This is a genomic window from Streptomyces flavotricini (genome assembly GCF_020639365.1).
GTDB lineage: Bacteria > Actinomycetota > Actinomycetes > Streptomycetales > Streptomycetaceae > Streptomyces > Streptomyces flavotricini.
Window position 1 is genome coordinate 5,126,470 of the sequence record NZ_JAINUL010000001.1, and the last position, 26,536, is coordinate 5,153,005.

The following is a 26,536-nucleotide window of genomic DNA, read 5'->3' on the forward strand; positions in this document are numbered from 1 at the left end:
AGCCGGACCTGGTGCACTTCGTGGGCGAGGACGGCCGATCGCGGACCTTCCGCTTCGACGAGCTGCCGCTGCCGGGGCTGCACCTCGATCTCGCCCATGCTCTCGGAGCAAGGGTCGGGCCCGGCGGCGGCCGCCGTACGCAGCGAGCGGCCACGATCCACTGGCAGTCGATCAAGCGATTCGTGACCCTGCTGGCAACACTGCCCGTGCCGCCCGTGCGGGTGGAGGACTTTCGGGTGCGCCACCTGGAGCGGTACCTGATGCTCCGGCGCGAGACCTGCGGGGAGAAGTCCGCGCGCCGGAGCCTGCAGGATCTGCTGCTTCTCCTGCGGGCCGTACCCGGCCAGGACCGGCTGGACCGCAAGGTCATGGGCTACTTGGTCCGGCGGGGGCACGGCGTCGATGTCCAGCAGTCCTCCCGGCAGGGGTACTCCGACCGGGAGCTGGCCGCCATCATGGCCGCCGCACGCTCCGACGTGGTGGCCATCCGGGACCGCCTCACCGTCGGCGAGGCCTTGCTGGCCCAGTACCTATCGGACCCGGGGTCGCTGTCCGACGATGAGCTGGACCAGGGGGCGCGGCTGGCGGCCATGGCCCGCACAGGGCAGGTCCAGGTGGATTACAGAGGGCTGCCACTCGGCGAATTCGCCGCCGCCCGGCATGCGCAGGCGCGGCAGTTGTTCGTGCTGGATGGCGATCTTGCACCGTTGATGATCTATGCGACCGGGCTGACCGGGCGGAATCCCGAGACGCTCAAGGAGCTGCCTGCCGAGCACCGGCTGCTGGAAGGGCGGGCGGTGGTGGTCACGTTGACCAAGCGGCGGCGGGGCAAGGCCAACGCGCGGACCTCCGTGCACTGGAGCGTCGAGGCGGATCCGGCCCGGGAGCTGAGGGCGTTGGGAAGCTACTACCTGCTGTTGCACCGGATGATGGCCCGCAGCCGGGCCTTTTCGGAGACGGCGGGGGTGTGGTCTATCTGGGCGGGCAACGGCAAAGGGGTGCGCGCCTATGCTCCGGCGGCCGGGCATTGCGGGCCGTTCGACGCCGAGCTGACCCGCAAGCTACACCTGGGCGCCTGGGGTCGGCGGCACGGGCTGGTCGGCGATGACGGTCGGCCTCTGCAGGTGATGCTGACCCGGATCAAGCGGACCGTAGAGGTGCGAACGGCCAAGAGCGTGGGCGGGCACCTGCCCTCCGTCCGGGTCACGAACACGGCCGACACCTCCTTCGCGCACTACCTGCGCGCAGACCCGTTCGTCACCGAATGGGCGGCCGACGTCCTCACCGAGGCGATCACCGACGCCGAGCACCATGCCCGCGAGACCGTGATCCGCCTCGGCGGCGCCGACGCGGCCGACGTCCCGACCCAGATCCGCAGCCGCGCCAGCGACGGTGTACTGGACACGCTCGCGAGTGCGTGCGTGGACATCGACAACGGGCCTTCCGGCGGCCGGTGCCGGGAGTCATTCCTGACGTGCTTCACCTGCCCGAACGCCCTCGTGCTGGAGCGCCACCTGCCGGCCCTGCTCGCGCTCGCCGACACCCTCCAGGCCGACCTCCAGCACCGTGACGCCGCAGAGTGGGCCGACCGGCATGGTGCCACCTGGCAGGTCCTGACCCGCGACATCCTGCCCCGCTTCAGCCCAGCCCAGCGCGCCACCGCGGCTGCGGTGCGGCCGGTGCTGCCCCTGAGCCTGATCGACGGCCCGAAGGAATAGCCATGACCCACCCCGCCACTGAGCCGGTCCCCGAGGCCGGACCTGTGCCCGGTGATGCCCTGGTCCTGACCGGGCGGCCGCTGCGCCCGGAAGCCCGGCTGGAGCAGACGTCCCGCTTCGCCGACGGCATCTGGGTCCTGGACCCGGCCTGGCTGCGAGCCGACCGCAAGCCGATGACCCTGAACTTCACCGGCCTCCCGCAGCCGTTGGCAGTCACCGCCAAGCACCTGTGCCACGCCCTGCTCACCGAAGATCTACCGGCCGGCGAGCCGCCCCTCAGCATCGACAGCATCCGCACCTACTTCTCTTGCCTTCACGCGTTCCTGATGTGGGTCCACGCCCGAGGCCGCCCCCTCGCCGAGCTCAACGGAGACGACCTGGACGCCTACCACCACCATGTCGTGGGACTGCGGCTGTGCCCGAGCTCCACCCGGCGCTACCGCCGCGCGGTCCGGATGCTGTGGGCCTACCGCACCCGCCTTCCCCACCACCTGACCGAGGATCCGGTCCGCCGCCCCGTGTGGCAGGCCTTGGCCCGCGCCCACTCCAGCCACGCGGCAGAAAACCGCACCGACCGGATCTCCGAACCGGTCCTGGGACCATTGCTGATCTGGGCCATGCGCTGGGTCGAGGACTTTTCCGACGATGTCCTCCAAGCCCGCGACGAACGCGACCGGATCGACGCCCGGTCCCCCGCAGGCCCGGACCCGCTCACCGCGCTCGACGGGCTGCTGGCCGACTACCGGCGCCGGGGACAGCCGCTACCGGCAGCCCCGCCACGGTTGGGCACCGGCAGCAAGGACCCCGTGCCGAGTACGGCGTTCCTCGCGCGGCTGCTCGGCTACCCCGAGGACCGGATGAAGAAGGGCCAGGCCCGCCGAGTCATCGCAGGAGCCGCCCGCGAGCTCGGCGTCGACACAGACTGCTACCTCAGCCAACCAGCCCGGGGTCTGCTCGACGGCCGGCCCTGGGCGGACGGGATCTCGTACTACGAGACCGGGAAGCTGGAGAAACTGCTGCACATCGCCTGCTGGATCGTCATCGCCTACCTCTCTGGTATGCGCGACAGCGAGATCAAACACCTCAAGCGCGGCTGCCTGATCCTCCAGCGCACCCCGGACGGGACCGTCTACCGCCACCGCCTGCACAGCCTCGCCTTCAAGGGTGAAAACGCCCACGGTGTGCCCGCCGCTTGGATCGTCACCGCCCCGGTCGCCCGCGCCATCGCCGTGCTCGAGCGCCTTCAGCCCGACAATCAGCCCTACCTGTTTACGTTCCTGCCCAGCTCCCACCACCACCGCCAGTCGCCGACGCCCGGTGCCGTCTTCGACAGCAACACCACCAACACCGGCATCACCGCCCTCATCGGCTGGATCAACGCCTACTGCGCCCGACACTCACGCCCGGACGGCATCCCCACCACGCAGGGCCGTCTGCCGCACCTGACCACACGGCAGTTCCGCCGCACCCTTGCCTGGTTTATCGCCCGCCACCCCGGCGGCACCATCGCCGGCGCCCTGCAGTACCGCCACCAGCGCATCCAGATGTTCGAGGGCTACGCCGGCACCAGCACCTCCGGCTTCCGCGACGAGGTCGAAGCCGAGGAAGCCCTCACCCGCGGCCAGGTACTCGCCGACATGGCCGCCGACCCCGACCGTCCCCGGCTGACAGGACCTGCGGGCGTTGAGGCCGAGGCCCGCCTCACCGCCCTCGCCCAGTACGCCGTCTTCGACGGCAAGGTCGTCACCGACGAAGCCCGCCTGCGCCGCATCATCGCCCGCCACGACCCCCACCTCTACCCCGGCCGCTTCCTCACCTGCGTCTACAACCCCGACCGCGCCCTCTGCCGCCCCGCCACGACCTCGCCCGACATCCCGGCCATGGCCGACTGCCAGCCACTGGCCTGCCGCAACACCGCGCTGACGCCCGACAACCACCGCGCCGTCACCGAGCACATGGCAGAACTGACGGCATCCCTCGCCGACGGCGACCGCCTCGCCCCCTACCTTCGCCACCGGCTCACCGAGCAGCACACCGCCACCGAAGCGTTCCTCACCCGCCACACCCCGGAGACCAGCCCGTGAAACGCCCGCTGCCAGATACCGAGACCGTCAAGGCGGCCATCGACACCGTCCTCGAACAGGCCCTCGCGGCAGGACGCCGCCCGACCGTCACCGCAGTCGAGCGGCACCTCGGCATCCCGCACGCGACCTTCCACCGCCACTACCGCGACCTGGTAGAGGAACACTTCCTGCCCCGCGTCCCAGCCCCCACACAACCGGCCCCAGCCGAAACGATCAGCGGCCGCACGGAGGAGAACCTGAGCCGACTACGGCGGGAGAACACCGACCTGCGCCGCACCCTGGCCCTGTACGAGGCGGCCATCCGCCAGCTCGCCCTCGAAAACGACGCCCTCAGGCGGCAGGGCACGCTCATCGTGCTGCCCACCGGCCGGCACCCATAGAGGAGGGTGATCCTCAGGCGGGCCGGGGTGCTGCAAGCGTCTGGGCAGCCTCTGCGGCCTGGCGCAGATTCTCGGTGGGGTGAGCAAGGCCGTCGAGCATGGTTATCCCCGACCGGAGTGCTGCCTGGGCCACCTCGTGCAGACCGAGCGGCACAGCGGCCTGTGTGATGAGGAAGTGTTCCTCGGCGACCCTCATCCCCAAGCCGAGCTCGCGCCAAGCGAGGGTCTGACAGGACGGTTTCGGTAGATCAAGATCGAGCGCCAGCTGATTGGTAGGCGGCGGTGGCGGCGGGCCGTCAAGTAGCGTGACCGCCCGTTGAAGGGACTGCCAGGCTGCCTCGACCTCGCCGTGGCGGCGTTGCAAAGAGGCGAGGTTGACCAGGGCCGAGCCGCGCTTGTCGGCGTCGTCCTGCAGGGACGCGTGCAGGCTGCGCGCCCGGATCGCCTGCCCGAGATCCCCCAGGGCTTTGAGCTCGTTGGCGAGAGACCCGAGCAGGGCCCCATCACGCGGGCCTGTGTCATCGAGGATGCGTATGAGCGCGGCGCGGGCCAGCTCGGTCTGCCCTTGGCGGCGGGCCAGCGCCGTCCAGGTGAGGTCGTATTCGTCATGGGGATCCTGGCCGTAGTTCGACTCATCCCAGTCGGCCGCCCACTGGGTGAGGGCCCGTGCGGAATCGGGGAAACCGCCGAACAGGAAGTGGAAATCGGCGTCGGACTCCCGCAGAGACCGCAGCAGAGCGTGGTCCTGCGTCTCACCGTGCAGGGCGACCAGGACCGCGGCGAGGCGGAGTTCTTCGGTGGGGCCGCGGCGGACTTCCTGTCGCAGGAGTATGCGCAGAAGCTGCAGGTCGGCCGGCTGCCGGTCGTACTGGGCTGCGCGCAGGACGGTGGCCCGCCGTACCGGATCGCCCGCAATCGCGTCCCAGCAGTCGCGGTCCGCCCGCATCCGGGCCAGATCGGCCCGGCCGGGAGCGAGAACCGCCTGCCAGAGCGGCGGGCGCCGAAGACGGTCCAGCAACGCGTACGCGCAGCCTTCGTCCGCGTTCACCAGCAGGAACTCCGGCTCGGTCCGCAGAAGGGACTCCTGGAGCCTGCGCAGCAGCTCCCTCCTGGAGAGCTCGCGCAGACCCAACCCGCTGAGCAGCATGCTGCGATCGGCGTCCAGCTCAGGGCCGTAAGAGTCCCGAATCTCGTCTTCGGTCCGGTTGAACACCGCCTCCAGCACCTCTTCATCGGCCGCGAGGTCGAGTTCGGTGTAGTCGTGCCAGCCCGGCAGACCGAAGAGAATCTCCAGAGCCTCGTCCATGCCGGCGCCGATGAGGCCCGCTTCGCCCTCGGAGCTCGCGTACAGCACAGCCCCGTCGGCACATATGAAATAGGTTCCGCCGGTGTCATCGCCCGCCACGGCCCTCAGCGGCGCTCCGCTCGCCAGACGGACCTCTTCCACGTGCTCGGCCCGGTCAAGATCAAAATCGAAGGATCCCGCAGCCAGCCTCACCAGATCAGGATTCCGGCGCAGGACAGCAAGTACGTGGTCGGGGCGTGTCATGGCCGGACCGTAACAGCCGCCGCTGACACCAGATCGTGCACGGTCTCAATACTGGAGGGTTTGCTCAGCATGACCGGCCGGACACCGGACACCGCAAAACCCGCAGGGTCTCGGCAGCCTGCGCCAGCATCGGCTCGACCGGCGGCCTGAGCACCATCCCCAACTCCCTCGCGCCTTGGCCCCTATCCCAGAGTCGGCCAGGCCAGTCCCCTTCGGGCCGGTGGCGCGGCCGTCGCATCCACCATCCGAGGGGGCCAGCGGGCCGGTCAGACGGGTCTCCGGGGCCGACTGCGGCACGGTAGCGGCATGCGCCGCTGGTCCCTGCCCCTGCTCCTCGCCGCCCTCCTCACGGCTCCCGGATGCGTCACCGTCCACCCGGCCCCCGCCCGGCCCGCCAAGGTGACAGCTCCGGCAGACCACAAGCAGCCGGCCAGCCCTCGGCCCGCACGGCCGGACACCGGGCCGGGACTGCCCCTCTCCCGCCTGCCCGAGCCACCCACCACCCCCGAGCACGACCGCGCGCCCGCCCCCGCCCGCCGCGCGCCGACCCGCAAGGCATCCGACGAGACCCGGCACGCCCGGACGGCACCCCGGCACAGGGCCGCCCCGCCGAAGCACGCCGCGAAACCCAAGCCCAGGAAGGCCAAGGCGCGGCCGAGCCGTACGCCCGCCCCTCCGGGACGCCCCGCGACGGGCGCGGGGACCGCCGACATGACGGCCCTGTGCCGCGCCGCGCACGGCGTGACCAGCACCCCCATCACCGCCCTGTGCCACCAGACCTACGGCCGGTGACCTGCGCAGACTCGCGCAGAAATTCGAACATGAGATCTAATAGGAGGGACGTCCTCCGCACCGCCAGGAGCCCACGATGACCACCCCCGCACCCCCCGCCAGACCGCAGCCCGTCACCTGGGCTCCGAGCCAGACCGGACCCTGTGCCCGCTGGCCTGTTAACTGCACTAGTGACTCCGATTCCGGAGCGGGCTGATCCATGTCCTGAAGGAAGCTCCTGTTGTTAGACCTGCGCCACCAGCTGATCGAAGGCCGGGCTGATGTGCCCCGTGTCGGTTCGGTCATCGCGCTGGCACCATCCCCTGGTACGCCCTCCTGGACGCTGACGGCGCCGTCGTTACGCACGTTGTTCCGTACCTTCGAGGCCTGATCCTGGACGACAACCGTCCGGCGACCACGAAGAGCTACGCTCACGACCTGCTCCGCTGGCACCGGCTGCTGTGGTTCCTGGGTATCGACTGGGACCGCGCGACTGAGGCGGAGACCTCCGCACTGGTCGGATGGCTCCGCACCGCGCCGAACCCGCAGCGCCGCCGACGGAACCCCAACTCGCCGCAGGCGGGCTCGGTCAACCCGCGCACCGGCAAGCCCTACCTCAAGGCCGGATACGCGCCTTCCACGATCAACCACTGCCTGACTGTGGTCAGCGGCTTCTACGCCTACCACCGGCACTACAACCGCGGTCCGCTGATCAACCCTGTGCCTGAGTCGAAGGCACAGCGCCGGGCCCTGGCTCATCGAGCTCCGGACGACGAACTCCCGCAGTTCCGGCGGGCCCGGCTGCGCCAGCGGGTCCCCAAGACCGATCCGCGCTCGATTCCGGACGGAATGTGGGACGAGTTCTTCGCCGCGCTGACCTGCGACCGGGACCGGGCAGCCGTGCTGCTCTACGTCTCCAGCGGCTCGCGTGCCGGCGAACTCCTCCAGGTCACGCCAGGAGACATCGACTGGGCCAAGCAGCTGATCTGGGTGGTCACCAAGGGCCGGGACGACCGCGAGGCGGTCCCGGTCAGTCCGCAGGCCCTAACCGTCTTGGCCGCCTACCTCGACCGCATTGGGCTGCCGGCGGCCGATCAGCCGGTCCTTCGCACACGCCGGGGTCCGGACCGGCCGCTGACCTACTGGGCGATGCGGCGCGTGATCCAGCGAGTGAACGACAGGCTCGGCACGAACTGGACGCTGCACGACCTGCGGCACACCGCCGCGATGCGGATGGCAAACGACCCGAACCTCACGCTCGCCCAGGTCCGGGTGATCCTGCGGCACAACGACCTTGCGACCACCGGCCGCTACCTCAATGCCAGGGTCGAGGACCTCTTCGACGCCCTCCAAGCCCACTACACCCGACCGCGCGTCGAGCGGACGATCGCACCGGGCTACGACCCCGACGACTTCAAGGCGGTGTTCGGTGCCTAGCCGCGCGACAATCGAGATCTACACCTCCCGGCACCGGCGACGGAACTACAGCGAGCCGCGCGAGGGAACCCAGTTCCAGCGCGCTCTGCTCCAGGCCGAGCCCGCACCCCGGCCAGAGGTTCCGCCGGCCCCGTTCGGAGACCTGTCCTCGATCGGCATCGAGGAGTTCTGTGCCTTGGTCACCGATCTTCTTCGAGATAGAAACCGGTCGGTCGCCGAGAAGCGACGGTCCGGTATCCGCGGTCTCTTCGGCTACCTGGAGACCCTGCCCGGAGCCACCTGGCAGGAACGGTGGGACGCCAGCGTCTTCAAGGGCGAGGACGCCCAACCGGTGAACGTACTGGCCCCGCCCGGCTCGACGGCCCGGCGCAACAGTCTCGTGGCAGCGGTCAAGCTGGCCTTCTGCATGCGGATCATCCAGCCCTGCCTCAGCGGGTTTCGCGCGAACAGGTTCCCCGGGTACGCCGAACAGTTCCGGCTCGCGCAGACAGACCCGCGCCTGGATGCCTTCTTCGAAGCGGCCAGCAACCACCCTCGGCTCAGCACGGTTCATCAAGACCGGGCCAAGTTCGATGTGACCTGCGCGCTCACGACGCAGGGCATCGCTTTGGCGGATCTCACCCCTGCTGCGCTGCTGCACTACTCCGTGGAGAACAAACGGCTCGGTCTCACTCACGGGGCCTGCCACCAGGACAGGACCCGGTATGCGGCCCGCGGGGCCTGGGAGGTGCTGCGCGACATGGGGCACTTCCCGAACGGCACGGCACCCACGCTGCGAAAGACCCTCGCGCAGGGACAGCACTCGGTCGAAGGGCTCGTCGACCGCTATGGAATCCAGAACGCAGAGGTCCGCCAGCTACTCATCGACTACCTGCTGCGTCGCAAGTCCGACACCGACTACACCACCCTGGACCAGCTCTCCCGCCAACTGGCCAGCACCTTCTGGGCCACCATCGAACAGATCAACCCGCAGCAGGCGGACCTGGCCCTGAGTGCGGAGGTCTATGACCAATGGAGGGCGGAGATCCGGTATTGGCAGCACGACAAGTCGAAGGTCCGCATGGACGTCGCGGCCGTGCTACTGACGGTTCGCGGCCTCTACATGGACCTTCACACCTGGGCCGTCGCCGAACCCGAACGCTGGGCCCGATGGGTGGCGCCCTGCCCGATCCTGCCCCGGGACCTCAAAGGCTTCGGGAAACGCCGACGCGAGATCTACCGGCGGATGGCCGACCGCACCCGGGTCCGCCAGCCGCTCCTGCCCGTCCTCGTCGAGCACGTCGAGTCCCGGCACGAGCACCTGAGCAGCCTCCTGGCAGCCGCCCGCCTCGTCCCGCTCGGCACGGCGTTCGTCCACCGCGGCCGCCACTACGCCCGCAGCGATTCCCCAGAAGACCGCCGTCGGATCAAAACCGAGGCCGGGCCGACGATCCGGATCGTTGACCAGGAAACGGGCAAGACGATCCACCTGGACCAGGTCGAAGACCTCGCCTTCTGGGAGTGGGCCGCGGTCGAGATCCTCCGGCACAGCGGGATCCGGATCGAGGAGCTGACCGAGCTCACCCACCTCAGCATCCGCCAGTATCAGCGGCCCACCGGAGAGGTCATCGCCCTGTTGGTGATCGCTCCGTCCAAAGGCGAACGGGAACGTGTCATCCCGATGTCTCCCGATCTCTTCCACGCCATCGCTCAGGTCGTCCGCCGCCAGACCCGAAACCGGCGGGCCATCCCGCTCGTCAGCCGCTACGACCCGCAGGAACGACTCTGGTCGGACCCCATGCCCTTCTTGTTCCAGCGCCAGCGGGGAACAGCCCACGACGTTCTTGCATCACGCACCATCACGGGCATGCTGAGGCGGAGCTGCAACGAGATCGCCCAGACGAATCCCATGTTCACCGACACGAAGTTCACCCCGCACGACTTCCGCAGGCTCTTCGCCACCGACATCGTCAACGGCGGCCTACCCATCCACGTCGGCGCCGCCCTGCTGGGACACCTGAACCTGCAGACCACCCAGGGCTACGTCGCGGTCTTCGCCGAAGAAATCGTCCAGCACTACCAGGAGTTCCTCAACCACCGGCGGGGCCAGCGCCCGGAGGGCGAATACTTCGATGTCACGCCGCAGGAGTGGGCGGAGTTCGAGGAGCACTTCGACAAGCGCAAGGTCGAACTCGGGAACTGCGGCCGGCCCTACGGATCCCCCTGCCAGCATGAACACGCATGCATCCGATGCCCCATGCTGCAGGTCAACCCGAAGATGCTGCCCAGGCTCGCCGAGATCGAAAAAGACCTGGTCCTGCGCCGCAAACGCGCCGAGGAAGAACAGTGGCTCGGCGAGATCGAAGGCATCGACATGACCTTGACCTTCGTCCGCACCAAACAGGCCGACGCCGCCCGAACCGCCCACCGGGCGCCCGTCGCCCTCGGCATCCCGACCACCCGCCGGCCTGAGTAAGCCGACCCGAATACTCGATCTCGGCTCGCTCCTGACCACGCGGCTGACCGCGACCGCCCAGGCACTGAGACCGTCCCTCGCACGCAAGGGCTCGGATGCAGCCAGCTAGCATCCGGGCATGATACGAGACCAACCACCGAGGCCGCTCGCCGTCGGCGACGTCGTCGCCGTGTACTCCGAAGCGCTCGGTGCCTGGACCGCCTCGCAAGTCACCGGCCTCGACGCCGCGGCAAAGTCCGCTGCGGTCCTCGAACTGGACTGGTCCGGCCCCGAGCCGGCGACCGTGGCCGATCTTGGCGACGTGCAGCCGCTCCGACTCACGCACCACAGCTGGGGCGGCAAACTCTCCCACTGCAACCACGGGTGGCTCCTTCCGAAAAGCTTCACGGTGATCGGCTTCCTGCCCCCGCTGGTGACCGGACCCTCGTACGCCTATTCCCTGGCATGGGGGCGGGGCGAACAGCTGGCCAGGCAGCGGCACTGGGACAGCGGCGACCGCGAGGACTGGACTGCCCCGTACGCGCTGACGTGCACAGCCAACGAGCTGGCCGCCGAACACCCTGGCGGCGTCGTACGGGCAAGCGTCAAACACCTCACCGTCCGCGGGATCACCCAGCTTGACTGCGCCCACCTCGTCGCCGACTTCCCGAACCTGACCCGCTTGTCACTGTCGGGGAACCTGGGCACCCTCACATCGGCGGCAGCCCTGAACCAGCTGCCTCGGCTGCAGGGGATCACGATCACAGAACTGTTCGGGATGGGGGCATCAGACTGTCTGCTGCCGCCCCGCGTCCCGAAGCTGGAAGAGGTGTCGCTGTACGGGATTCCGGCGGACTACGCGGCCGCGATGCGCAAGGTCTGGCGTCCCCACGTGCGAGACGGAGTGCAGCTCGACGTCCGGGGAGCCCGCAAGCCGGAATGGGTCGCAGCCAACGCTGCCAACCCGCTCCGCGACTGGGACGGCCGCGAGCACATACCCCGCACTGCGTACCGCAAGACCATTGCCCAGTACAAGGGCACCCGGGACGCCTTCCTCGCCGAGATCACCAGCGGCGAGCAGCACGCCAACATCACGGAGATCGGGCGCGCCTTCGCAGCCGCCCTCAACGCACTGGACAGCCGCTCGCCCTTTATCGAGACCGTGGAACGCGAGGAGCTGTTCGACGCTCTGGACTTCCTGGTGGACGAAGCGCAGACATCTGCCGGACGTGACCTGTCCGCCGCTCGCACGACGCTGATCGAAGGCGTGAACTCCATCCGAGACTGGTGACCGCCGCCCATCTGCTACCACCGATGTCGCTCAGATTTGCTCGCCTTGACTAGTGCAGAGAAGCCACGCCCCCACGTGCCGATACGGAGTCGGGGCCTCGCCGCTCTGCGCGGCATGCAAGGTGCTGCGGCAGGCGCAGTACGGGGGCTGAGCGGTGTCCGAACTCCCGCCTGACCTGCCGCGTCTGCGCACCGTCGTGACGTATCTGCGCGGCGAGCTCGTCCGTGCCGAGCGGGCCCTGAATACGGCGGAGGAGCGCGAGGCCCTCGCCGCGCGGCGCCGACCGCCGACCGAGCCGCCCGCGTGGTTGATCGAGCGCGGTATCGGGGCGGGCCGGCTGCCAGTCCGCGTCCACGTCGGGGGCTGCTGGGACAGCCGAAAGCGCTGCGCTCCCATCGGCACCGATCAGGCACGGCGGGCTCTTGTCGAGGGGATACCCGCCTGCCCGCACTGTCGGCCTGACACAGCCCTCGGGATGCCGGAGTGAACGGCGGGCGGCACGGTGGAGGCATGCCCCCTGACCTGCGCATCGTCGTCTACCCCCCGGATGCCGAGGGCGGGCGCCGCGTCCGCGTCGACGGAGAGATCCTCGGCCGCGCCCTCGACCCCGCCGATCTCCTCGAATTCCTGCGCCGTGCCGGCCTCGACCCTGACGACGTCCGCATGGACGACGAGCTGCTCATCGAGTGGCGCGGCGGCGGACCGGCCATGTGGAGCCCGGACACCGGAGAGCAGTGGCGCAACCAGGCGGACAACACTGCAAGTCCTGGCCCTGCTTCAGCGAGGCCAGGACTTGCAGCTAGGGCGTGTGTCGGAAGTGCTTTAGGTTGGCTGATGTGAGTGCGCGGGGGCGAAGTTACCGATACGTCGGACCGGTTGAGCTGAAGACTGCGGTCCGGCCTGGCAGCGGCGGGTGCCCGATCCGCTCGGCGGCTGACTTCGACGGTTGGATCGCTGAGCGATCGGCAGCAGAGCTGACCGAACCGTTCACCTTCGTGGTCGGCACGGATGGTGTGCTTCGGCTGGCGCCGCGGCGAAGCGAGCACGTGGCCTGCGCTGGTGGGGACATGGTTCTCAGTGCCGGCGAAATCAGCTTCATGCGTGAGGCAGACCGGTGGGCCGTGGGCGAGGTCAGCAACCAATCCACCGGATACTGCCCGGACGTGACCTCCTGGCCGGCAGTCGCTCATGCTCTGGACGACGTAGAACTTGGGCGGCCCTCCGGCTTCACCCACGAGGTGGTGTTCCGGCGGTGTCCCGACTGCCAGGAGCACAACATCGTGCGCGAGGACGACTTCGTCTGCGTCTTCTGCGGCAGCGATCTGCCGGAGACGTGGAACGTGGATCCCACCGTGTGATGGCCATGGGTCACAGCCACTCGTTGATGGCCGCGACGAGGACGGTCGCCTCGTAGCGGACCGCGAGCTTGTCATATCGCGTGGCGACCGCCCGGTGCCTCTTGAGGCGGTTGATCCCGCACTCGACCGCGTGACGTTCGCGGTAGTCGACCGGGTCGAAGTACGGAGGCCGGCCGCTGCGGGAGCCTCTCTTCTGGCGGTTGTGGGCTTGGTCAGCGTTGTCCGGGATGGTGCAGCGGATCCCGCGTCGGCGCAGATAGGCGCGGTTCTTGCGGGAGCGTACGCCTTGTCAGTCCTCACGCGGTCGGGCCGGACGCGTGGCCGGCCCGGCCCGATGCGGGGTACTCGGACCTTGTTGAGCACGGGTTCGAACTGCGGTGAGTCCCCGCGCTGCCCGGCCGTGATCACGATCGTCATGGGCTTCTGGCCCTGCTCAACGGCGCGGTGCAACTTGGTGGTGAACCCGCCGCGTGAGCGGCCCAGCCCGTGATCATCGGGCTCGGTGAACACACCGCCCGGCGGTTCTTTCTGCAGGTCCCCTCGCTTGCGGGCCCCAGCCGCGTGCTGATGAACACGACAGACCGTGGAGTCGACGCTCAGGTCCCATGTGATCGCACCCTTCGCGTCGGCCAAGGACTGCAGCCGGGTCATGATCCGGTGCCAAGTTCCGGTCCGCTGCCACCGACGGAACAAGTCGTAGACCCGACCCCACGGCCCGTACTCGACGGGCACATCCCGCCACGGAACACCGGTGCGGACCCGATACCGTATGCCGTCGATCAACCGCCGCCGAGGTCAGAGTTCTGGCCGGTAGCCGGTGGGGTGTACGGGATCAGGCTAGTGCCGGTCACGACGCCAAGGCCGGTCACCCGGGCGCAGCAGGGTCTCCGGCGGCTGGCCGCTGGCGCGGCGCTGGCTCGCTGTGGCGGCGCCCACGAACAACAGCATCAGGAAACCCACCACGCTCAGCGGCCACCCGATGAACCAGCCGGCGATGAAGAGCAGAAGTCCCACCGCGACCAAACCCCTGATCCAGTCCGGTCCCTGCGCTTCAGCCACTGCCGCCCCCTCAGGTATATCGAGGCCACAGCGTACGCCCGCGATGGTCAGCCCGCGGCCGAACGAACAGACAGACGTACAGCCTGGGCGGTATGGGGGGGGCGGTGGACACGCGCCGCATGGGCGTGCCGACCGCAGGCCGGGGTTGTCGCGCGGGTGCCACCGTGGCGGTTGCACATTGGTAGACGGCGTCCCGGCTGTCCAGCATCGTCGACCGGTTCACCTTCAGCGGCGCGATCGTCGAGACCGGCACCGAGTCATACCGGCTCGCCCGCACCAAGGCGAAGTGGAATCCACGCCCGCTCAGCCTGACGGGCCACCCGCACCGGCCTCGGAACACGGCCCTCTTTACCATCCCTGCATGACCGACGCATCGACCCTGGCCCCGTTTCATCTGGACGAAGGCAGCGAAACCGACCGCTCCCACTGCCTCTATCTCTTCGAGATGGACCAAGTCGCCGACGTCTTCGAGGAACACGGCGCCGAGAGTAACGGTCACGGGTGGGAAGGCCTGGCAGAGTCATTGGTCCATTCCCACATGCCCGAAAGGGCCGACCAGCTCCACTTCGGATCAGAGGGCGACACCTTCGCAGCCACCAGCACCGACCTCACAGCCCTCACGAAGCTGGCCATTCTCCTGCACTGCGCCTTCCACAACCGCGGACTGCTCAGCCACTACATCCAGACGGCCGACCCACGCTTCCTCAACCGATAGAACCCCGCACGCGAGGGCGGAACAGACCCAAACCCAAGGCACCTCAAGCCGTTCCGACAGCACTATCCCGCTCAATGAAGCCACTTCAGACCCGGAAACGCGGGGCCGGAACCGCCGTCCACGGGCGCGCCGTGTGACCAGCTGAGCCAGTCGGTGCCGGGCGCGGGGCTGGCCCCGTTGCTCGAAGAGGCGCCGGCGGAGTGGGCGTTGACCGGCCTCGCCACCGCAGCCGATGCCACACCGCCGCACATGCCCAGACAGCAGCATCAGCCGTCTGCAGGCTGCTCGCAGTACGTGCCCCGTTACCGGCAAGGGGTGCCACGTGGAACCGCCGACACTGCGTCGGTGATCAGCCAAGGAGCTCGTGACATCGCGCCATAGACATGACACCCCCTCCAGATTGGGTCAAATGTTCGATATCACTTGGTGGTTGGGCGAGATCACTTGCCTACTCAACCTTGGGGGGAATCATCACTTTCGCACCATTGACACGTCATGTCTCTCAGTTAGCCGCTCTGGCTGCGGTGGCACTCGTCCTGCCCGGGGCGCCCACGGCCGCGGCAGCAGATGGAAGCACTGAACTCACCGCCCGGACGTACATGCTTGCGCCCGGCGCTGTCACTCCTTCGCTGGCGGAGCTCAAGGCAGGCACCGGGGCGCAGCGTCTGGGGATGGCTGCGCTGCCGGAGGATGCTGAGACGACTCCGATGGAGGTGGTCGGGCCGGCGGCTGCCTACGGCAAGCGGGCCAGCACCCCTGCCGCCGTCGCGCCTGCGGAGAAGCCTGCGGAGGCGCTGACGTTCATGTCGCCGGCGGCGGTGTCCTACCCGGAGCCGGCCCGGGCGCTGACTTTGGAGGAGTGCAGGGGCAATCTGGCGGGTGCCTCCCGGGTGTACGTCAAGTCCCGGTTCGCGGTGTGCACGGGGCTGAAGGTGACGACCGTGTGGGAGAAGCAGAGCGGTGCGGTGGGTACCAGCTCGTACACGGTCTATGTGCGGGGCACTGTTCCCAAGGAAGCCGACCGCACCATGTACTTCGATTACGACGTCACCGATTTCACCGCGGTCGGCAGTACCGGGGTCTCCGGTCTGAAGATCGGCCTCAAGAGCGACATCGCTGCGGACTGGCCGGCGGCCGCGACACCTGTCACGAGCAAGACCTTGCCGGTGACCAAGACGTGGCTGGAGATGCGGTCCAACCCCCACTACACCCATTCCGTGCGCTACGCGCCCGGGCAGGGCAGCGGAGCCGGCGCAGCTGATGTGGTCGCGGCGGTCTACCAGCCGGAGGTGACCTCGACTCTCCCCGCGGGCTGGGTGGGCGAGAGCCCCAAGACGGGCAAGCCCTTCATGTTCGCCCCGCGGTGGGACTCGGCCTCCTATCTGCGCAACTCCACCGGCGCGGGCAATCCCGCGAACAAGGGCGGCGCGGCGTTCAGCATGATCGCCACCCTGGAGTACAGCTCTCAGCCCGGAGCGCCGGAGCAGGCCGTGGCCGAGCACATCAAGCAGGCGTTCGCCAACCCCAAGGCGACCAAGCCGCTGAACGCGCTGAAGAACGTCCCCGGCGACACGATCCAGGAACCGCTGCACCGTCTGTTCCTCGACCAGAAGCGTCTCGAGCGCAACCGGGCCGTCGCCGTCCGGGAGTGCAAGCGCTACTGGGGTGCGAACTACACCGACGGCGGCAAGGAATGCGACGAGTTCCCCTTCGCCTCCACCTACGAAGGCTCCGCGATCGAGGAGTACGACACGCACGTCGAGAGGAACAACTTCTCGGTCCTGCCCATACCCGGTGACCAAAACGGTGCCGGCGGAACCCTGCTGCGCGGCTTCTACAACGCCAACCGCCTCATCGACGGCCCCGAAGACGGCTTCATCGTGAAGATCAACTGACCACGGCCCCACCGCAGTGGGCCCGGCACGCTCCCGTGCCGGGCCCACTGTTCACCCGGCCTTCGGCCAGAAATCGATCACGTACCGCTCCACCCCGTACGCCGTCCCCGTATCCCGCGTCACCCGCTCCACCTCAGCCCTGCCCGCGCACCTCACGCGGACCCTCCACAGACCTGCCTTCCCGAGCCGGATCAGGTCCTCGGACCGGCCCGAGCCCCAGAGGGCGACGTCGCCGGTGACCGACTCGTAGCCGATCTCCGCCCGCTCCTCCCACACCCCCTCAGCCGCGTCGGGCTCGCCGTCCCAGACCCTGGCCGTCACCGAGGCCGTATGCGTATGACCGGCACTGAAAAGATCGAACCGGCGGACGTGCTCCTGCAGGAAGACACCCCACCTGAAATCGTCCGGGAACGGCACGGGCACCACGCTCTCGTCCGACTCCTGGAAGCCGAACGACCGGAACTCCACCCTCGCATCCAACACCTGCTCCCCCAACAGAGCGGCCACAGCCCCCACCCTCCCCCAAGCCCGTACACGTTCACCCGACGGTAGACCACACAGCTCCACCACTCGCGGACTCCAGGCCACCACGGCACAGCCCGAAGCCGCCCCCGGACGCACACGACTGCGATGACCTCGTGCCCAACTACCGCGAGGCCCCGGGCCGGGTGCCTGACCGGTACAGGGCCGTGCGGGCCGCCACCCGAGAAAACGGCGACAGCCCGCACGCGCCCGCCAGTCAGCGTTCCCGCCCATGCGGGCCGGGCACCAACGGGCCGCCCGCCGTCCAGGCGGCCCCCCGGCAACCGGCCCCGCACGTCAGTGGTGGCGCCGACCCCACGACTCGGTGTCGACCGTACGGCCGCGGTCATCCCGGAGCGTGGCGGTGTCGGAGCGGTTGTCCCAGATGTAGTCGCGGCTGTTCTGGAACAGGTCCGTGCGGGTGTCGCGGCCGGATCCGGTGTGGATGCGGATGGTGGCGCGGCCGGCCAGGCGGACGTTGTCGAAGCGGTAGCGGTTGCCGTCGTCGTCGCGCAGGGTCCAGCCGCGCAGGTTGATCACGTCGCGGGTGGTGTTGGTGATCTCCACCCACTCGTTGTTCAGGGAGCGGTTCGTACGGTCGTCGTGTCCGGGGCTGTCGGCCTGGACCCGGCTTGACGACCAGCTCGTGCAGATCGCGGACACCTTCTTCCCTGAAGACGATGGATGACATGCCATCCGACGCCATCACGGCAGAGCCGAACTTGACGGCTTAGGTGCATGAGGTGTCTTTTCCTCGGCTATCGCGTGGGAAAGAGGTGTCGTTTTACGAAAGGGGCTTGCCCATCGCCGCTGACCTCGACAAACGGAAGATCATCGAATTCAGGGTCCCACCCCCAGTCACACCGGCGGTCCCCCGCGCAATGCACCCCTGCAGACAACCCTCCAGCCCCGTTCCGGTACAACCCTCTCCCATCGCGCGCTTGCCCTTCCCGAGCTCACGCCAGCCCACCTCCCTGACCCCCACTCCGGCCATCTCACAACGCACCGCAGCGCCACCCCCGCCCGACACCCAACACCAGCCTCCACAACCAACACCCACCCCCCTCCAGAGATATATGTCTGAGACCTCACCGGTCTGGAAATACGGCCTGACCTGCATGAACGTGGAGCGGAAGCAGGATGCAATTCCCCCTCTGTTTCCCCTATGGATTCCCCCCTTGTTTCCCCTCTAGGTTCCCCCGATGTTTCCTCCCTTGTGTGCCCAGCTCCAGCCCGCGAGGCCAGGTGTCCCGGAACCGACCCGTGCGTTCGGGCCCGGCAAGCGGGATCACCATCGGCCTCGGACGCAGCCTCGGCGGAGCATCCGCCGCCCGCCTGGATCGACAACCCCACCAACCCCCGGCGCTGACCTGCGACGGGTAAATGCAGTAGTGACTACAGAACCCCTCACTCACCGGTGGGTGACGGGCTTGTCCACTCACCCACCGCTACGCGGAGCGCCTGGCCGTGAGGAGCCGTCCCACACGGAAGTGCTCGGTGCTCAGGGTGACGGTTCCCACTCCTGGGGGCCGACGCCGCGCCACTCCACGAAGTCGGGGTGAGGTCGACATGCTCGGCACTCTCCAGCCCGGCGGCAGCGAGGAAGACACGGATGTCGGCCGGACGGTGCGCGACCCCGATGGCGATGCCGTCGTGGCGGACCCGGCGCCATCCCTACTCGTCGGGTGGGTAGACGATCAGCTTGGCGGCCATGTGCCCAGCCTCTTCCTCGGTCTCCCCACCGGCGCCTGGCCGCGCGCGAACGAGTGACGCCCCGCCACGTGAAGCGGATCGCTGCCACTCACGGACAGACACACCGGTGGCTTCGGCGGCGGGGTACGCTCGGAAGTACGGGATGCGGCCCTGGCCACCGAGGCCGCGACAGGGGTAGCACCCCGACATCGCGAGAGTTTCCGGCCGAGCGCTGCCCGCAGATTGCACCCCCTCGTGCGGGTGGAGCGGGGGCCGCCAGCGAACCTCCCTGCTCTCACCGCCGTCGCTGGCGAAGTCCTGGCCAGCCTGGAACGCCCGGACCACGAAGAGGTGATTGCAGGGCTGGAACGGTGCCGCACGCAGGCTGCGGCCATCAGCGCGAATACGGTCCAGCACATCCGCCAGTGGCCTGACCGTCTACGCCAGGGCCTTGATCAGCACCGTGTCGCCGTACCGGCCCCGAGGCGCCGGGACCGTTTGTGCCGAGACTCGACTGAACCCGGCAGCGTCCAGTGCCTCCGCCCACCGATGTGCCTCTCCTTCCCATCGCAGCACGAGACGCTGTACCCCTGGCCCTCCCCGCGTTGTTGGCGAGGCGCTCGGCCGAAGATGCGCGAGCACCAGCACCCCGCCGGAGCAAAGGCGTTGTCGCGCGGCCGGCAGAAGCCGGGCCGGGTCGGTGAACCAGTGTGCTCCGAACGCCGAGAACATGGCGCTGTACTGAGCGGTGTGCGTATCCAACCACGCGACGGCATCCGCGCGGTGCACGTCGATCGTGCTTCCCCAGGCCGCCCTGGCAAACCCCACCTGCACGGCGGACACGTCAATGCCAACCGCCGGCCGCGCGCCGATCGCGGCGCACCGGGCGAGTCGGTCACCGCGGCCGCAGCCGAGTTCCAGGACCGCCGATCCTGCATCCAACTCCAGCAGCTCCAGGCCCGGCCCGTGTCCAGGGTGGGGTGTCCAGGAGAACGCGGGCGACGGCGGCGCCGCGGTGCGGCGGGCGTACTCGTCCCAGTCGGACACACTCACTCCAGAGGGTGAGACGGACCCCGGCTCTCCAGAGGGGGCCGGGACTCTTGACTCAGGAGCGAGACGGAGGCCGCACGATGAACCCGCGGGCCGGAGCAGGCTCCGGGTCCCGGGACATCGGCTGCTGTGCCTCGCGCCAGCGCTCAACGAGCTCTGCGTACCGAGGGTCTGTCCATTCCTGCTCAGGCATGGCTCTGTCCTTCCGTCGGACGCAGCGTAGCGCCCGTCAGGCGGGCCGGGGTTTCACGTCTGGCTCGGACAGGCACTGCGGGGTGGGCATGGGCTGGATCGGCCCGCAGGCCGGTGAGTGCCACGTCTGCGCCGCGACGGTGATCGTGCTTTCCACCGGCCCGGCCCACAGCTCCAGATCGGGCTCGTAGCCGGTCGCGCGCATGGTGTCCAGAGTGAACTCGATGACGTCCGAACGGAAACCCGAGGGATCCTTCGGCGGCTCCGGGTAGTGGTCGACGAACCCGCCGAGCCGCGTGCACAGCTCGCGGTACAGCCGGGTGTGGAGGACGGCCGAGTGCCACCCCACGTCGACGACCGGAGACGGAGCCAGCGGAGTCCCCGGGTTGGCGGCGCAGGTGGCAATGAAAGCCACCCCTTCAACGACGATTCGCTCGGCCAAAGGCTGCGGCATTCCCGGGTTGTTGCTCCTGATGGTGGCCACCAGTCCCGAGAACGCGCTGTCGGTCAGGTGAACCGTTCTGACTTCTTTGCCGCTCCGTTGTGAGCCGTCAGAGAGGATGGGACACGTGCCCAAGAAGATTGACGCAGCCCTTCGTAGCCAGGCCGTGCGGTTGGTGACAGAGCACCGTTCGGAGTACTCCTCCGAGCGCGCACTGCACATTCAGGTCGCCGACTCGCTCGGTGTCTCCCGGGAGTCTGTGCGGCGCTGGGTGATGCAATACGAGGTTGACGCCGGCCAGGTCGCGGGCGTGACCAGCGATGATCGTGAGGAACTGCGTCGGCTGCGGGCGGAGAACAAGCGGCTTCGTGAGGTCAACGAGGTGCTGAAGTCCGCGACGATTTTCTTCGCGGGGGAGCTCGACCCCCGAAACCGCTGATCGTGGCGTTCGCCGATCAGGCGAGGGCTGCCGGATATGCCGTCGAGTCGATCCTCACCGCCTTGAATCAGGCTGGACTGAAGATCGCGCCACGAACCTTGCGGGCCTGGTGTGCCCCAGCCACCGGCACGAACCAGACCGCGGCCAGGATCGTGAGTGACGCCCTGGTCGAGGACGCCGTCCGGTCTCTGGCCTTCACCACCAACGCGGCCGGGCAGCGTGTGCTGGCTCCGGAAGGCCTCTATGGCCGGCGCAAGATGCTGGCCCTGATCCGCCGGACCCTGCTGCCCGAGGTCGGGTTCGGGGCCGTCGACCGGACCATGCGCGCGCTCGGCCTGGCCGGCGTCGTCCGGCCCGGCACTCCGCGTACGACGACGTCGTGGTCACGGACGCGGCCCGGCTCGATGTGGACCACTTCGTGCCGCTGGCGGAGGTGTACGACTCTGAACAGGTTCTGTGGTCCGCGGCGCGCAGGGAGGCATACGCGAACGACCAAGGCTCGCCGGACACTCTGATCGCGGTCTCCGCAGCTTCCAACCGGTCCAAGGCGGACAAGGACCCGGCCGAGTGGCTGCCCACGGACGGCTCCTACCGCTGCACGTACGCGGCGACCTGGGTCGCAACGAAGCTGCGCTGGGACCTGGCCGTCGACGAGAACGAACACCAAGCCCTCCTGGGGCTCGCCGAGGACTGCCCCACCACCACTGTCGTCTACGAACCCGCACCCTGATACCCGGTCGGCGCGGTCGGCGAAGAACACGGTCGTCGCCGACCGCAGTCAGGCGTCTGGGTCGAGGCCGGCCCGGCGGGCGGCGCGCCGGACCTCCTCAGACACTTGGATCCGGGGCAGGGCCGGGCTGCGGGTGAGGACCAGTCCGTCCGGCACCGTCCGTAGGCCGTGACGAGCACGACGAGCAGACTCGCGCAGAGCAGGACCAGTGGGGTGCGGCCGTACCCGTAGGTGGCGGCGTCCCAGCCAGCGACCGCCACGAGGACGGCGAGCAGAAAGCCGTCCACCGCGATGCGTTCACGACGACTCAGTATGTCCGGGTCCTTCCGACGTGTTCCGCGGCCGACCGGAGCCTGCCACCGGCCGCTAAAAGTGTGGATGGTCGTGACGTGGTTAAGCTTGTTCTTTAAGGTCGGACCCGCTGGCGAGATGCGGCCCGGGTTACCAACCGCCCCGAGCAAATCCGATGGCACCGACAACCTCCGGCGACAAGACTGCACCGGTGAATACCCTGCCACCGCCGCCCGACCCGCTCCTCCTGCCGGGACGAGACCCGCGCGCCCGCGACCTCGTTCTCGACTATGCGGAGATGCACGCTCTGGTTGCCGACCTAGTTCTGCCCGGCGGCGCGTCGATGTACGTCATGAGCGCGTTGGAAACTTCCCGCGAGCTCATCCGGCACTCCTACTACCGGTACGAGTTCGCCACCGTCGCCGTCACGCATTCCCTGTTCGCCCTGGAGCACGTCCTCGCTGAGCGTCTGGCCACGAACGAACCGCTCCACGTCCTCATCGAGCGGGCCACCGACGCAGGGCTCATCACGGCCGAGCTCGCCATCGAACTCGACCGCAGCCGATTGCTGCGCGACAAGCTCACGCAGGGCGCCGCGTCAAGTGCCGCCCTCCGCCCGATCCGGGCCGTCGCAATGCTGCGTGCCGTCTTCGATGCCGTCTCCGTGCTCCTTCGCCCACCGTCCGCGGCAGAGGCGACAGCCGCCGACGTGGGCGGAGCACAGCCCGAAGGAGGACTCGCCCGTTTGTGGGAGGACCACCTGCGCGCATTGTTCCCCGACGGCTTCCGCGGTGTGGACTTCGACGGCGTGGATCTGGTCCTCCTGGACGCCGATGTCGCCGGCCTCGTGCAGAGGGAGCTGAAGGGCGGGCTCGACGGCAGTGGCATCGCCTACCTCTGGGGCTGCATCGCCGACCTCGACAAGATCGTTCCTCTGATCAACGAGGAGTACTGCGCCTCCTACTTTGCGAATCTTCGGACGATGGCCCAGGTCGCAGCAGCGCCCTACGTCCCCACCGCGACGTGACCACCGAGGTTGAAACAAGCGGTCTCCCACGGCCTCGTCAGGGTCTGGCTCGGTTCCGTTCGATGATGCTCTCGGGTCGCTTGACCGTTTTGCCCACGTCGTAGCGGGTGGCGGGTCGCTGGTTTTTCGAGCCGAGGGGTCTGCCGGGGCCGGGCCGGGTGGGTTTGGGTGCACGGGCCGGACAGGGCAGGTGGGGGCGGAGGTTTCTGAACCCCCGGCGGACCCGGGCCGGGGTGAGCCTGTTCGGTTCCACCGGTCTCTCCCAGGGGCGGCGGACGTCCTCCGCAAGTGGCCGGGCAAGACGGAGCTGAGTGTGCGCGACGACGATCAGCCACGTCCAGCGGTCTGCCGCTTCCGGGGTACGGAGCTTCGGGCGGGTCCAGCCGAGCGTCTGCTTGATCATCCGGAACGTGTGTTCCAGGTCGAATCTCCGGAGGAACGCCTGCCAGCGCAGATCGACATCAGTGCCGGTCATTCCGGTGGCGGAGGACCACAGCCAGAGCGGAAGCGGGTCACCGCCGCCGGGTAGGCGGTTGACCCGCAGGCGGATCAGCGTTCCCTCGATGATGGGCAGTTCGCGGTCGTGGTCGATCCAGGCGGAGCGGGTGGTGAGCCTCGGGTGGAGACGGTCCCAGGCCATCGCTTGTGCGGTGCCGTAGCGGTCGGTGACCTGGACGGTCGCCGCATCGGGCTCGCCCCAGGTCTCGGGTTTGGCGAAGCGGAACTCCTTGCCGTGCTTCGGCGGTCGCCCGCCTCGGGGATAGGCGTTGGCGTACTCCAGCTGTGTGGGCGTGGGCCGGCGCATGACGCGGTCCGAGCGCATCCGGCCCAGGATCTCGACGGGCAAACCGTCGAGAAGGTGGGCCATGCGTGGGGCGTCGTAGCCGGCGTCGAAGACGACGAGGATGTCCGGATCGCCCTCGCGCCACCGACCGCCGGCGATGAGGTCTTCGACCACGCGGCGGACTTGGACGGCGGTGACCTCGGCGACGTCGTCCTCGGGCCCTAGCCGGACGGCGTCCAGCAGCTGGCACCAGGAGGTCCGGCCTGATTCGAGGGCGGCGACGAACGAGTACGGCCAGCCGGGGATCATCAGGTGCTGGTCCCGGCCGCGGCCGAAGGTGTGGCAGAACAGGCGGTCTGGGCTACATTCGGCGTCGGGCCGCAGCCAGTTGGTTACGTCCACGGCCAGGACGAGTCGGTGGTCGGCGGCCCGTGGCTGCGGCAGTGCGGCAAGCGTCCGCCGCAGCCGGCCGACGTCGATACGGCCCTCGTTCAACGCCGCGTACAACGCGCCGTGCCCTCGGCGATGCTCGGCCAGTAGTGTCAGATCCACCGGCGTTCTCACCGGCCCGTCCGCACACAGCAGGGCGTCAGTCAGCTCGAACAGTTCGTCGCCATACGCGCGCAGGCACGCGTAGAAGGCGTCTCGGAAGTGTGACGCCACAGCGAACGCATCCCGCCCGGCATCGTGATGCAGCAGACTCATTCCCCCACGGCCTTCGTGCTGGTCAAGTGCCTCTTTCGTCGGAGCACAGGATCAGGCGAAGGCCGTGTTCACGTCCCCGGAATCCACGTATGAGCGATCACGTTCGGGGCATCGTTCGAGGTCAGACCATAAAGAACAAGTTAAGTACCTGTTTGTGAGGCGCCCATGACAAGCAGCCGTGGCCCGTGGATGGTTCACTTGCCGGGATGGCTTGGGGTAGCTGGGGAGGGTGTGTGGAAGAGCCGGGTTTCCGTGTGCTGCTGACAGAGGCAGGCGACCGGAAGGTGGAGGTGGTCCGTGCGATCCGGACGGTCACGGGCCTCAGCCTTTGGAACAGCAAACTCCTGCTCGACCGCGCGCCCGTAGCGGTCACGGAGCCCAACTGGCTGGAAGTCGCAGATGAGGCGGCCAGGGCACTTGAGGATGCGGGCGCCTGCGCGACAGTGTTGTGCGACTGGTGCGACCGCACCGTTTCGCGGGGGGCTGGCCCGCTCGACTCGGCCCCGTGCAAGGGGCCATGGCCTGCGGAGACCTGCCGGGCGAGTTGCCAGTCGGCTGCGCTCTGAGTACTCCGCGGCTACTTGGGGTCCTCGCTGTCCCAGGGGTAGACGAACTGGCGGGGGCTCAGTTGCCAGTCGGCCAGTACGGTCGTCAGCTCCGACTCGCCGGCAGCGTCAGCAGAGGCGACGAGGACTGCTCCGATGTCGTAGTCGAAGCCCTCGATGCGCTCGCTGTCGTACTCCCAGTGCTCAAGCCGGAAGTCGCGGTCCGCGGCGCTGGGCACCCAGCCATGCTTGTGTGCCTCGGAGTCACGTGGGCTCTGCCTGGGGGCAATGTCCACGAATGCCCGACGGCCAGTCCGTGTGGCTGGGACTTCTGCCACCAGCCTCCTCCCGAGGCGGAGTGCGGTCAGCTTGTCGGTAGGCCAGTTCGAGGTGTCGTTCACGCGGCCCTATCTTGCTTGTCCTCCCCTGCGTCCGTGCAGATTTTCTTCTGGACGATCCTGCGGGTCATGAGGGTGATGGCGGCCCAGGTGATGAGGGCTTCGGAGTGCTGGACGAGTCGTTCGTAGTCTCTGGCGTGGCGGCGGGCGTGCATGAGCCAGGCCAGGGTGCGTTCGACGACCCAGCGCCGGGGCAGGACGACGAATCCGGTGGCGTCCTTGGGGCGACTGACCGTTTTGATGGTGAGGCGGAGGTACTTTTTGGCCCAGGCGACCAGCTGGCCGGCGTAGGCGGAGTCGGCCCAGACGATGGTGATCTCGGGGCGCATGAGCCGGAGACGGAAGAGGACTTCCTTGGCCGCGTCGCGGTCCGTCATGTCGGCCGGGGTGACCATGACCAGCAGCGGAAGGCCGCGGGTATCCACGACGATGTGGCGTTTGCGGCCGTTGATCTTCTTCGCGGCGTCGTAGCCGCGTGACTCCTTGCCGACAGTCTCGGCGGCCTTGACGCTCTGGGAGTCGATCACGGTGGCGACTGCTCTGGGGCCTTTGCCCATGTCACGACGGATGCGTCCGCGCAGATCGTCGCGGATCTGACCGACGATTCCGGCTGCGGTCCACCTCGCCATGAAGCCCCAGACCGTGCGCCAGGGCGGGTAGTCGGCCGGGAGGGCTCGCCACTTGCAACCCGTGTCGACGACATAGCGGATGGCGTCGACGATCTCCCGTCTCGGATGTTTCTCCGGGGCCCCGCCGACCTCGGTTTCGCAGGCCGGGACGGGGAGGATGGGTTGGAGCAGGGCCCACTCGGCGTCGGTGGTATCCGAGGGATAGCGGCGGATGCGCATCAGGGTCTCCCGGGGGACCTTGAAGAAGCGGAGCTGCGGGCCCGGCTTTTGCCGGGCCCTCAGTCCCCACGCGGGATTGATCAGGCGGTTGCGATGAGGTCGAGGGTGGATTCGATCGAGTTGAGCTGGGCGACGATGTGCTTGACCCACTTGTCACCCGAACCTGCACCAGACCCGATC

26 protein-coding genes and 2 pseudogenes are annotated in these 26,536 nt (G+C 68.6%); 17 read left to right on the top strand and 11 right to left on the bottom strand.

Annotated elements, in window-relative coordinates; translation table 11 throughout:
• Positions 1–20 precede the first annotated feature (20 nt).
• The 3 genes from K7B10_RS23315 to K7B10_RS23325 are packed head-to-tail and all read left to right on the top strand — an operon-like array spanning position 21 to position 4,182.
• Positions 21–1,718, top strand: a complete 1,698-nt coding sequence (locus K7B10_RS23315) for a hypothetical protein (RefSeq protein WP_229338755.1) — start codon at positions 21–23, stop codon at positions 1,716–1,718.
• A gap of 2 nt (positions 1,719–1,720) precedes the next feature.
• A complete protein-coding gene (locus K7B10_RS23320; RefSeq protein ID WP_229338757.1) occupies positions 1,721–3,802 on the top strand; it encodes a site-specific integrase in 2,082 nt (693 codons plus the stop codon).
• On the top strand, positions 3,799–4,182 hold the full coding sequence (locus K7B10_RS23325; RefSeq protein ID WP_229338759.1) for a hypothetical protein: 384 nt from the start codon (positions 3,799–3,801) through the stop codon (positions 4,180–4,182). Before K7B10_RS23320 ends, K7B10_RS23325 begins: the two co-directional genes overlap by 4 nt.
• Before the next feature lie 13 nt (positions 4,183–4,195).
• On the opposite strand, the gene K7B10_RS23330 is transcribed toward K7B10_RS23325, so the two are convergent.
• Positions 4,196–5,731, bottom strand: coding sequence for a tetratricopeptide repeat protein (locus K7B10_RS23330; protein ID WP_229338761.1), 1,536 nt, complete (start codon positions 5,729–5,731; stop codon positions 4,196–4,198).
• A gap of 306 nt (positions 5,732–6,037) precedes the next feature.
• Here K7B10_RS23330 and K7B10_RS23335 point away from each other — a divergent pair, with 306 nt between their 5' ends.
• The 7 genes from K7B10_RS23335 (at position 6,038) to K7B10_RS23365 (ending at position 13,022) form a co-directional block, all read left to right on the top strand.
• The gene (locus K7B10_RS23335) at positions 6,038–6,523 is read left to right on the top strand and encodes a hypothetical protein (protein ID WP_229338763.1); all 486 of its coding nucleotides are present in this window, start codon (positions 6,038–6,040) and stop codon (positions 6,521–6,523) included.
• 699 nt (positions 6,524–7,222) lie between these two features.
• Entirely contained in the window at positions 7,223–7,939 is a 717-nt protein-coding gene (locus K7B10_RS23340; protein WP_229338765.1) for a tyrosine-type recombinase/integrase, read from the top strand.
• Positions 7,932–10,394 (top strand): tyrosine-type recombinase/integrase, encoded by a 2,463-nt coding sequence (locus K7B10_RS23345; protein ID WP_229338767.1) that lies wholly within the window; start codon positions 7,932–7,934, stop codon positions 10,392–10,394. Before K7B10_RS23340 ends, K7B10_RS23345 begins: the two co-directional genes overlap by 8 nt.
• A 118-nt stretch (positions 10,395–10,512) precedes the next feature.
• Entirely contained in the window at positions 10,513–11,664 is a 1,152-nt protein-coding gene (locus tag K7B10_RS23350) for a hypothetical protein (RefSeq protein ID WP_229338769.1), read from the top strand.
• A 196-nt stretch (positions 11,665–11,860) separates the two neighbouring features.
• Positions 11,861–12,151, top strand: coding sequence for a DUF6233 domain-containing protein (locus K7B10_RS41325; protein ID WP_229345318.1), 291 nt, complete (start codon positions 11,861–11,863; stop codon positions 12,149–12,151).
• 23 nt (positions 12,152–12,174) lie between these two features.
• Positions 12,175–12,504 (top strand): hypothetical protein, encoded by a 330-nt coding sequence (locus tag K7B10_RS23360; protein WP_372481446.1) that lies wholly within the window; start codon positions 12,175–12,177, stop codon positions 12,502–12,504.
• Positions 12,501–13,022 (top strand): hypothetical protein, encoded by a 522-nt coding sequence (locus tag K7B10_RS23365; RefSeq protein ID WP_229338771.1) that lies wholly within the window; start codon positions 12,501–12,503, stop codon positions 13,020–13,022. The genes K7B10_RS23360 and K7B10_RS23365 overlap by 4 nt, the downstream gene beginning before the upstream one ends.
• A 10-nt stretch (positions 13,023–13,032) precedes the next feature.
• Here K7B10_RS23365 and K7B10_RS41815 read toward each other — a convergent pair.
• Both K7B10_RS41815 and K7B10_RS23380 read right to left on the bottom strand, forming a co-directional pair.
• Positions 13,033–13,817 (bottom strand): annotated as a pseudogene (locus K7B10_RS41815) (IS5 family transposase); the annotation flags it as partial.
• 42 nt (positions 13,818–13,859) lie between these two features.
• The gene (locus K7B10_RS23380) at positions 13,860–14,081 is read right to left on the bottom strand and encodes a hypothetical protein (RefSeq protein WP_229338773.1); all 222 of its coding nucleotides are present in this window, start codon (positions 14,079–14,081) and stop codon (positions 13,860–13,862) included.
• A gap of 361 nt (positions 14,082–14,442) precedes the next feature.
• Between K7B10_RS23380 and K7B10_RS23385 the strand changes: the two genes are divergently transcribed.
• Complete coding sequence (locus K7B10_RS23385) at positions 14,443–14,796, top strand: Imm51 family immunity protein (protein ID WP_229338775.1); 354 nt, start codon at positions 14,443–14,445, stop codon at positions 14,794–14,796.
• Positions 14,797–15,467: 671 nt separating this feature from the next.
• The gene (locus K7B10_RS23390) at positions 15,468–16,691 is read left to right on the top strand and encodes a NucA/NucB deoxyribonuclease domain-containing protein (RefSeq protein ID WP_229338777.1); all 1,224 of its coding nucleotides are present in this window, start codon (positions 15,468–15,470) and stop codon (positions 16,689–16,691) included.
• Between the two features lie 51 nt (positions 16,692–16,742).
• Here K7B10_RS23390 and K7B10_RS23395 read toward each other — a convergent pair whose 3' ends face one another.
• Positions 16,743–17,261, bottom strand: coding sequence for a hypothetical protein (locus tag K7B10_RS23395; protein WP_229338779.1), 519 nt, complete (start codon positions 17,259–17,261; stop codon positions 16,743–16,745).
• 249 nt (positions 17,262–17,510) lie between these two features.
• On the bottom strand, positions 17,511–17,876 hold the full coding sequence (locus K7B10_RS23400) for a lamin tail domain-containing protein (RefSeq protein WP_308284625.1): 366 nt from the start codon (positions 17,874–17,876) through the stop codon (positions 17,511–17,513).
• Positions 17,877–18,782: 906 nt separating this feature from the next.
• Between K7B10_RS23400 and K7B10_RS23405 the strand changes: the two genes are divergently transcribed.
• Positions 18,783–18,983, top strand: a complete 201-nt coding sequence (locus K7B10_RS23405) for a hypothetical protein (protein ID WP_229338781.1) — start codon at positions 18,783–18,785, stop codon at positions 18,981–18,983.
• A 360-nt stretch (positions 18,984–19,343) separates the two neighbouring features.
• Here the strand turns inward: K7B10_RS23405 and K7B10_RS23410 are convergent, their stop codons facing one another.
• Both K7B10_RS23410 and K7B10_RS23415 read right to left on the bottom strand, forming a co-directional pair.
• Complete coding sequence (locus K7B10_RS23410) at positions 19,344–19,952, bottom strand: class I SAM-dependent methyltransferase (RefSeq protein WP_229338783.1); 609 nt, start codon at positions 19,950–19,952, stop codon at positions 19,344–19,346.
• 232 nt (positions 19,953–20,184) lie between these two features.
• On the bottom strand, positions 20,185–20,562 hold the full coding sequence (locus tag K7B10_RS23415; RefSeq protein ID WP_229338785.1) for a glycine-rich domain-containing protein: 378 nt from the start codon (positions 20,560–20,562) through the stop codon (positions 20,185–20,187).
• Between the two features lie 154 nt (positions 20,563–20,716).
• Between K7B10_RS23415 and K7B10_RS23420 the strand changes: the two genes are divergently transcribed.
• The 3 genes from K7B10_RS23420 to K7B10_RS23430 all read left to right on the top strand — a co-directional run bounded on the left by K7B10_RS23420 (position 20,717) and on the right by K7B10_RS23430 (position 23,076).
• Positions 20,717–21,028 carry a transposase gene (locus tag K7B10_RS23420; RefSeq protein WP_229338786.1) on the top strand — a complete coding sequence of 104 codons (312 nt, stop codon included), beginning with the start codon at positions 20,717–20,719 and terminating at the stop codon, positions 21,026–21,028.
• A 379-nt stretch (positions 21,029–21,407) separates the two neighbouring features.
• A complete protein-coding gene (locus K7B10_RS23425; RefSeq protein WP_308284626.1) occupies positions 21,408–21,758 on the top strand; it encodes an HNH endonuclease family protein in 351 nt (116 codons plus the stop codon).
• A gap of 502 nt (positions 21,759–22,260) precedes the next feature.
• Positions 22,261–23,076 (top strand): hypothetical protein, encoded by an 816-nt coding sequence (locus K7B10_RS23430; RefSeq protein ID WP_229338789.1) that lies wholly within the window; start codon positions 22,261–22,263, stop codon positions 23,074–23,076.
• 37 nt (positions 23,077–23,113) lie between these two features.
• On the opposite strand, the gene K7B10_RS23435 is transcribed toward K7B10_RS23430, so the two are convergent.
• Positions 23,114–24,565, bottom strand: a complete 1,452-nt coding sequence (locus K7B10_RS23435; RefSeq protein WP_229338791.1) for an NF041680 family putative transposase — start codon at positions 24,563–24,565, stop codon at positions 23,114–23,116.
• A gap of 206 nt (positions 24,566–24,771) precedes the next feature.
• Between K7B10_RS23435 and K7B10_RS23440 the strand changes: the two genes are divergently transcribed.
• Complete coding sequence (locus K7B10_RS23440) at positions 24,772–25,131, top strand: ribosomal protein L7/L12 (protein ID WP_229338793.1); 360 nt, start codon at positions 24,772–24,774, stop codon at positions 25,129–25,131.
• Between the two features lie 11 nt (positions 25,132–25,142).
• Here K7B10_RS23440 and K7B10_RS23445 read toward each other — a convergent pair whose 3' ends face one another.
• The 3 genes and pseudogenes from K7B10_RS23445 to K7B10_RS23455 all read right to left on the bottom strand — a co-directional run.
• Positions 25,143–25,349: a hypothetical protein gene (locus tag K7B10_RS23445; RefSeq protein WP_229338795.1), complete on the bottom strand. Its 207-nt coding sequence runs from the start codon at positions 25,347–25,349 to the stop codon at positions 25,143–25,145.
• A 158-nt stretch (positions 25,350–25,507) separates the two neighbouring features.
• A complete protein-coding gene (locus tag K7B10_RS23450) occupies positions 25,508–26,356 on the bottom strand; it encodes an IS5 family transposase (RefSeq protein WP_308284627.1) in 849 nt (282 codons plus the stop codon).
• 80 nt (positions 26,357–26,436) lie between these two features.
• Positions 26,437–26,517, bottom strand: a pseudogene (locus K7B10_RS23455) (RacP protein); the annotation flags it as partial.
• Positions 26,518–26,536: the final 19 nt, after the last annotated feature.

Excerpts from the sequence above, each read along its gene's own strand:
- K7B10_RS23320 (WP_229338757.1), top strand. The coding sequence starts at position 1,721 with ATGACCCACCCCGCCACTGAGCCGGTCCCCGAGGCCGGACCTGTGCCC.
- K7B10_RS23330 (WP_229338761.1), bottom strand. The coding sequence starts at position 5,731 with ATGACACGCCCCGACCACGTACTTGCTGTCCTGCGCCGGAATCCTGAT.
- K7B10_RS23335 (WP_229338763.1), top strand. The coding sequence starts at position 6,038 with ATGCGCCGCTGGTCCCTGCCCCTGCTCCTCGCCGCCCTCCTCACGGCT.
- K7B10_RS23350 (WP_229338769.1), top strand. The coding sequence starts at position 10,513 with ATGATACGAGACCAACCACCGAGGCCGCTCGCCGTCGGCGACGTCGTC.
- K7B10_RS23360 (WP_372481446.1), top strand. The coding sequence starts at position 12,175 with ATGCCCCCTGACCTGCGCATCGTCGTCTACCCCCCGGATGCCGAGGGC.
- K7B10_RS23385 (WP_229338775.1), top strand. The coding sequence starts at position 14,443 with ATGACCGACGCATCGACCCTGGCCCCGTTTCATCTGGACGAAGGCAGC.
- K7B10_RS23390 (WP_229338777.1), top strand. The coding sequence starts at position 15,468 with ATGGCTGCGCTGCCGGAGGATGCTGAGACGACTCCGATGGAGGTGGTC.
- K7B10_RS23405 (WP_229338781.1), top strand. The coding sequence starts at position 18,783 with ATGCTCGGCACTCTCCAGCCCGGCGGCAGCGAGGAAGACACGGATGTC.
- K7B10_RS23435 (WP_229338791.1), bottom strand. The coding sequence starts at position 24,565 with ATGAGTCTGCTGCATCACGATGCCGGGCGGGATGCGTTCGCTGTGGCG.
- K7B10_RS23440 (WP_229338793.1), top strand. The coding sequence starts at position 24,772 with ATGGCTTGGGGTAGCTGGGGAGGGTGTGTGGAAGAGCCGGGTTTCCGT.
- K7B10_RS23450 (WP_308284627.1), bottom strand. The coding sequence starts at position 26,356 with ATGCGCATCCGCCGCTATCCCTCGGATACCACCGACGCCGAGTGGGCC.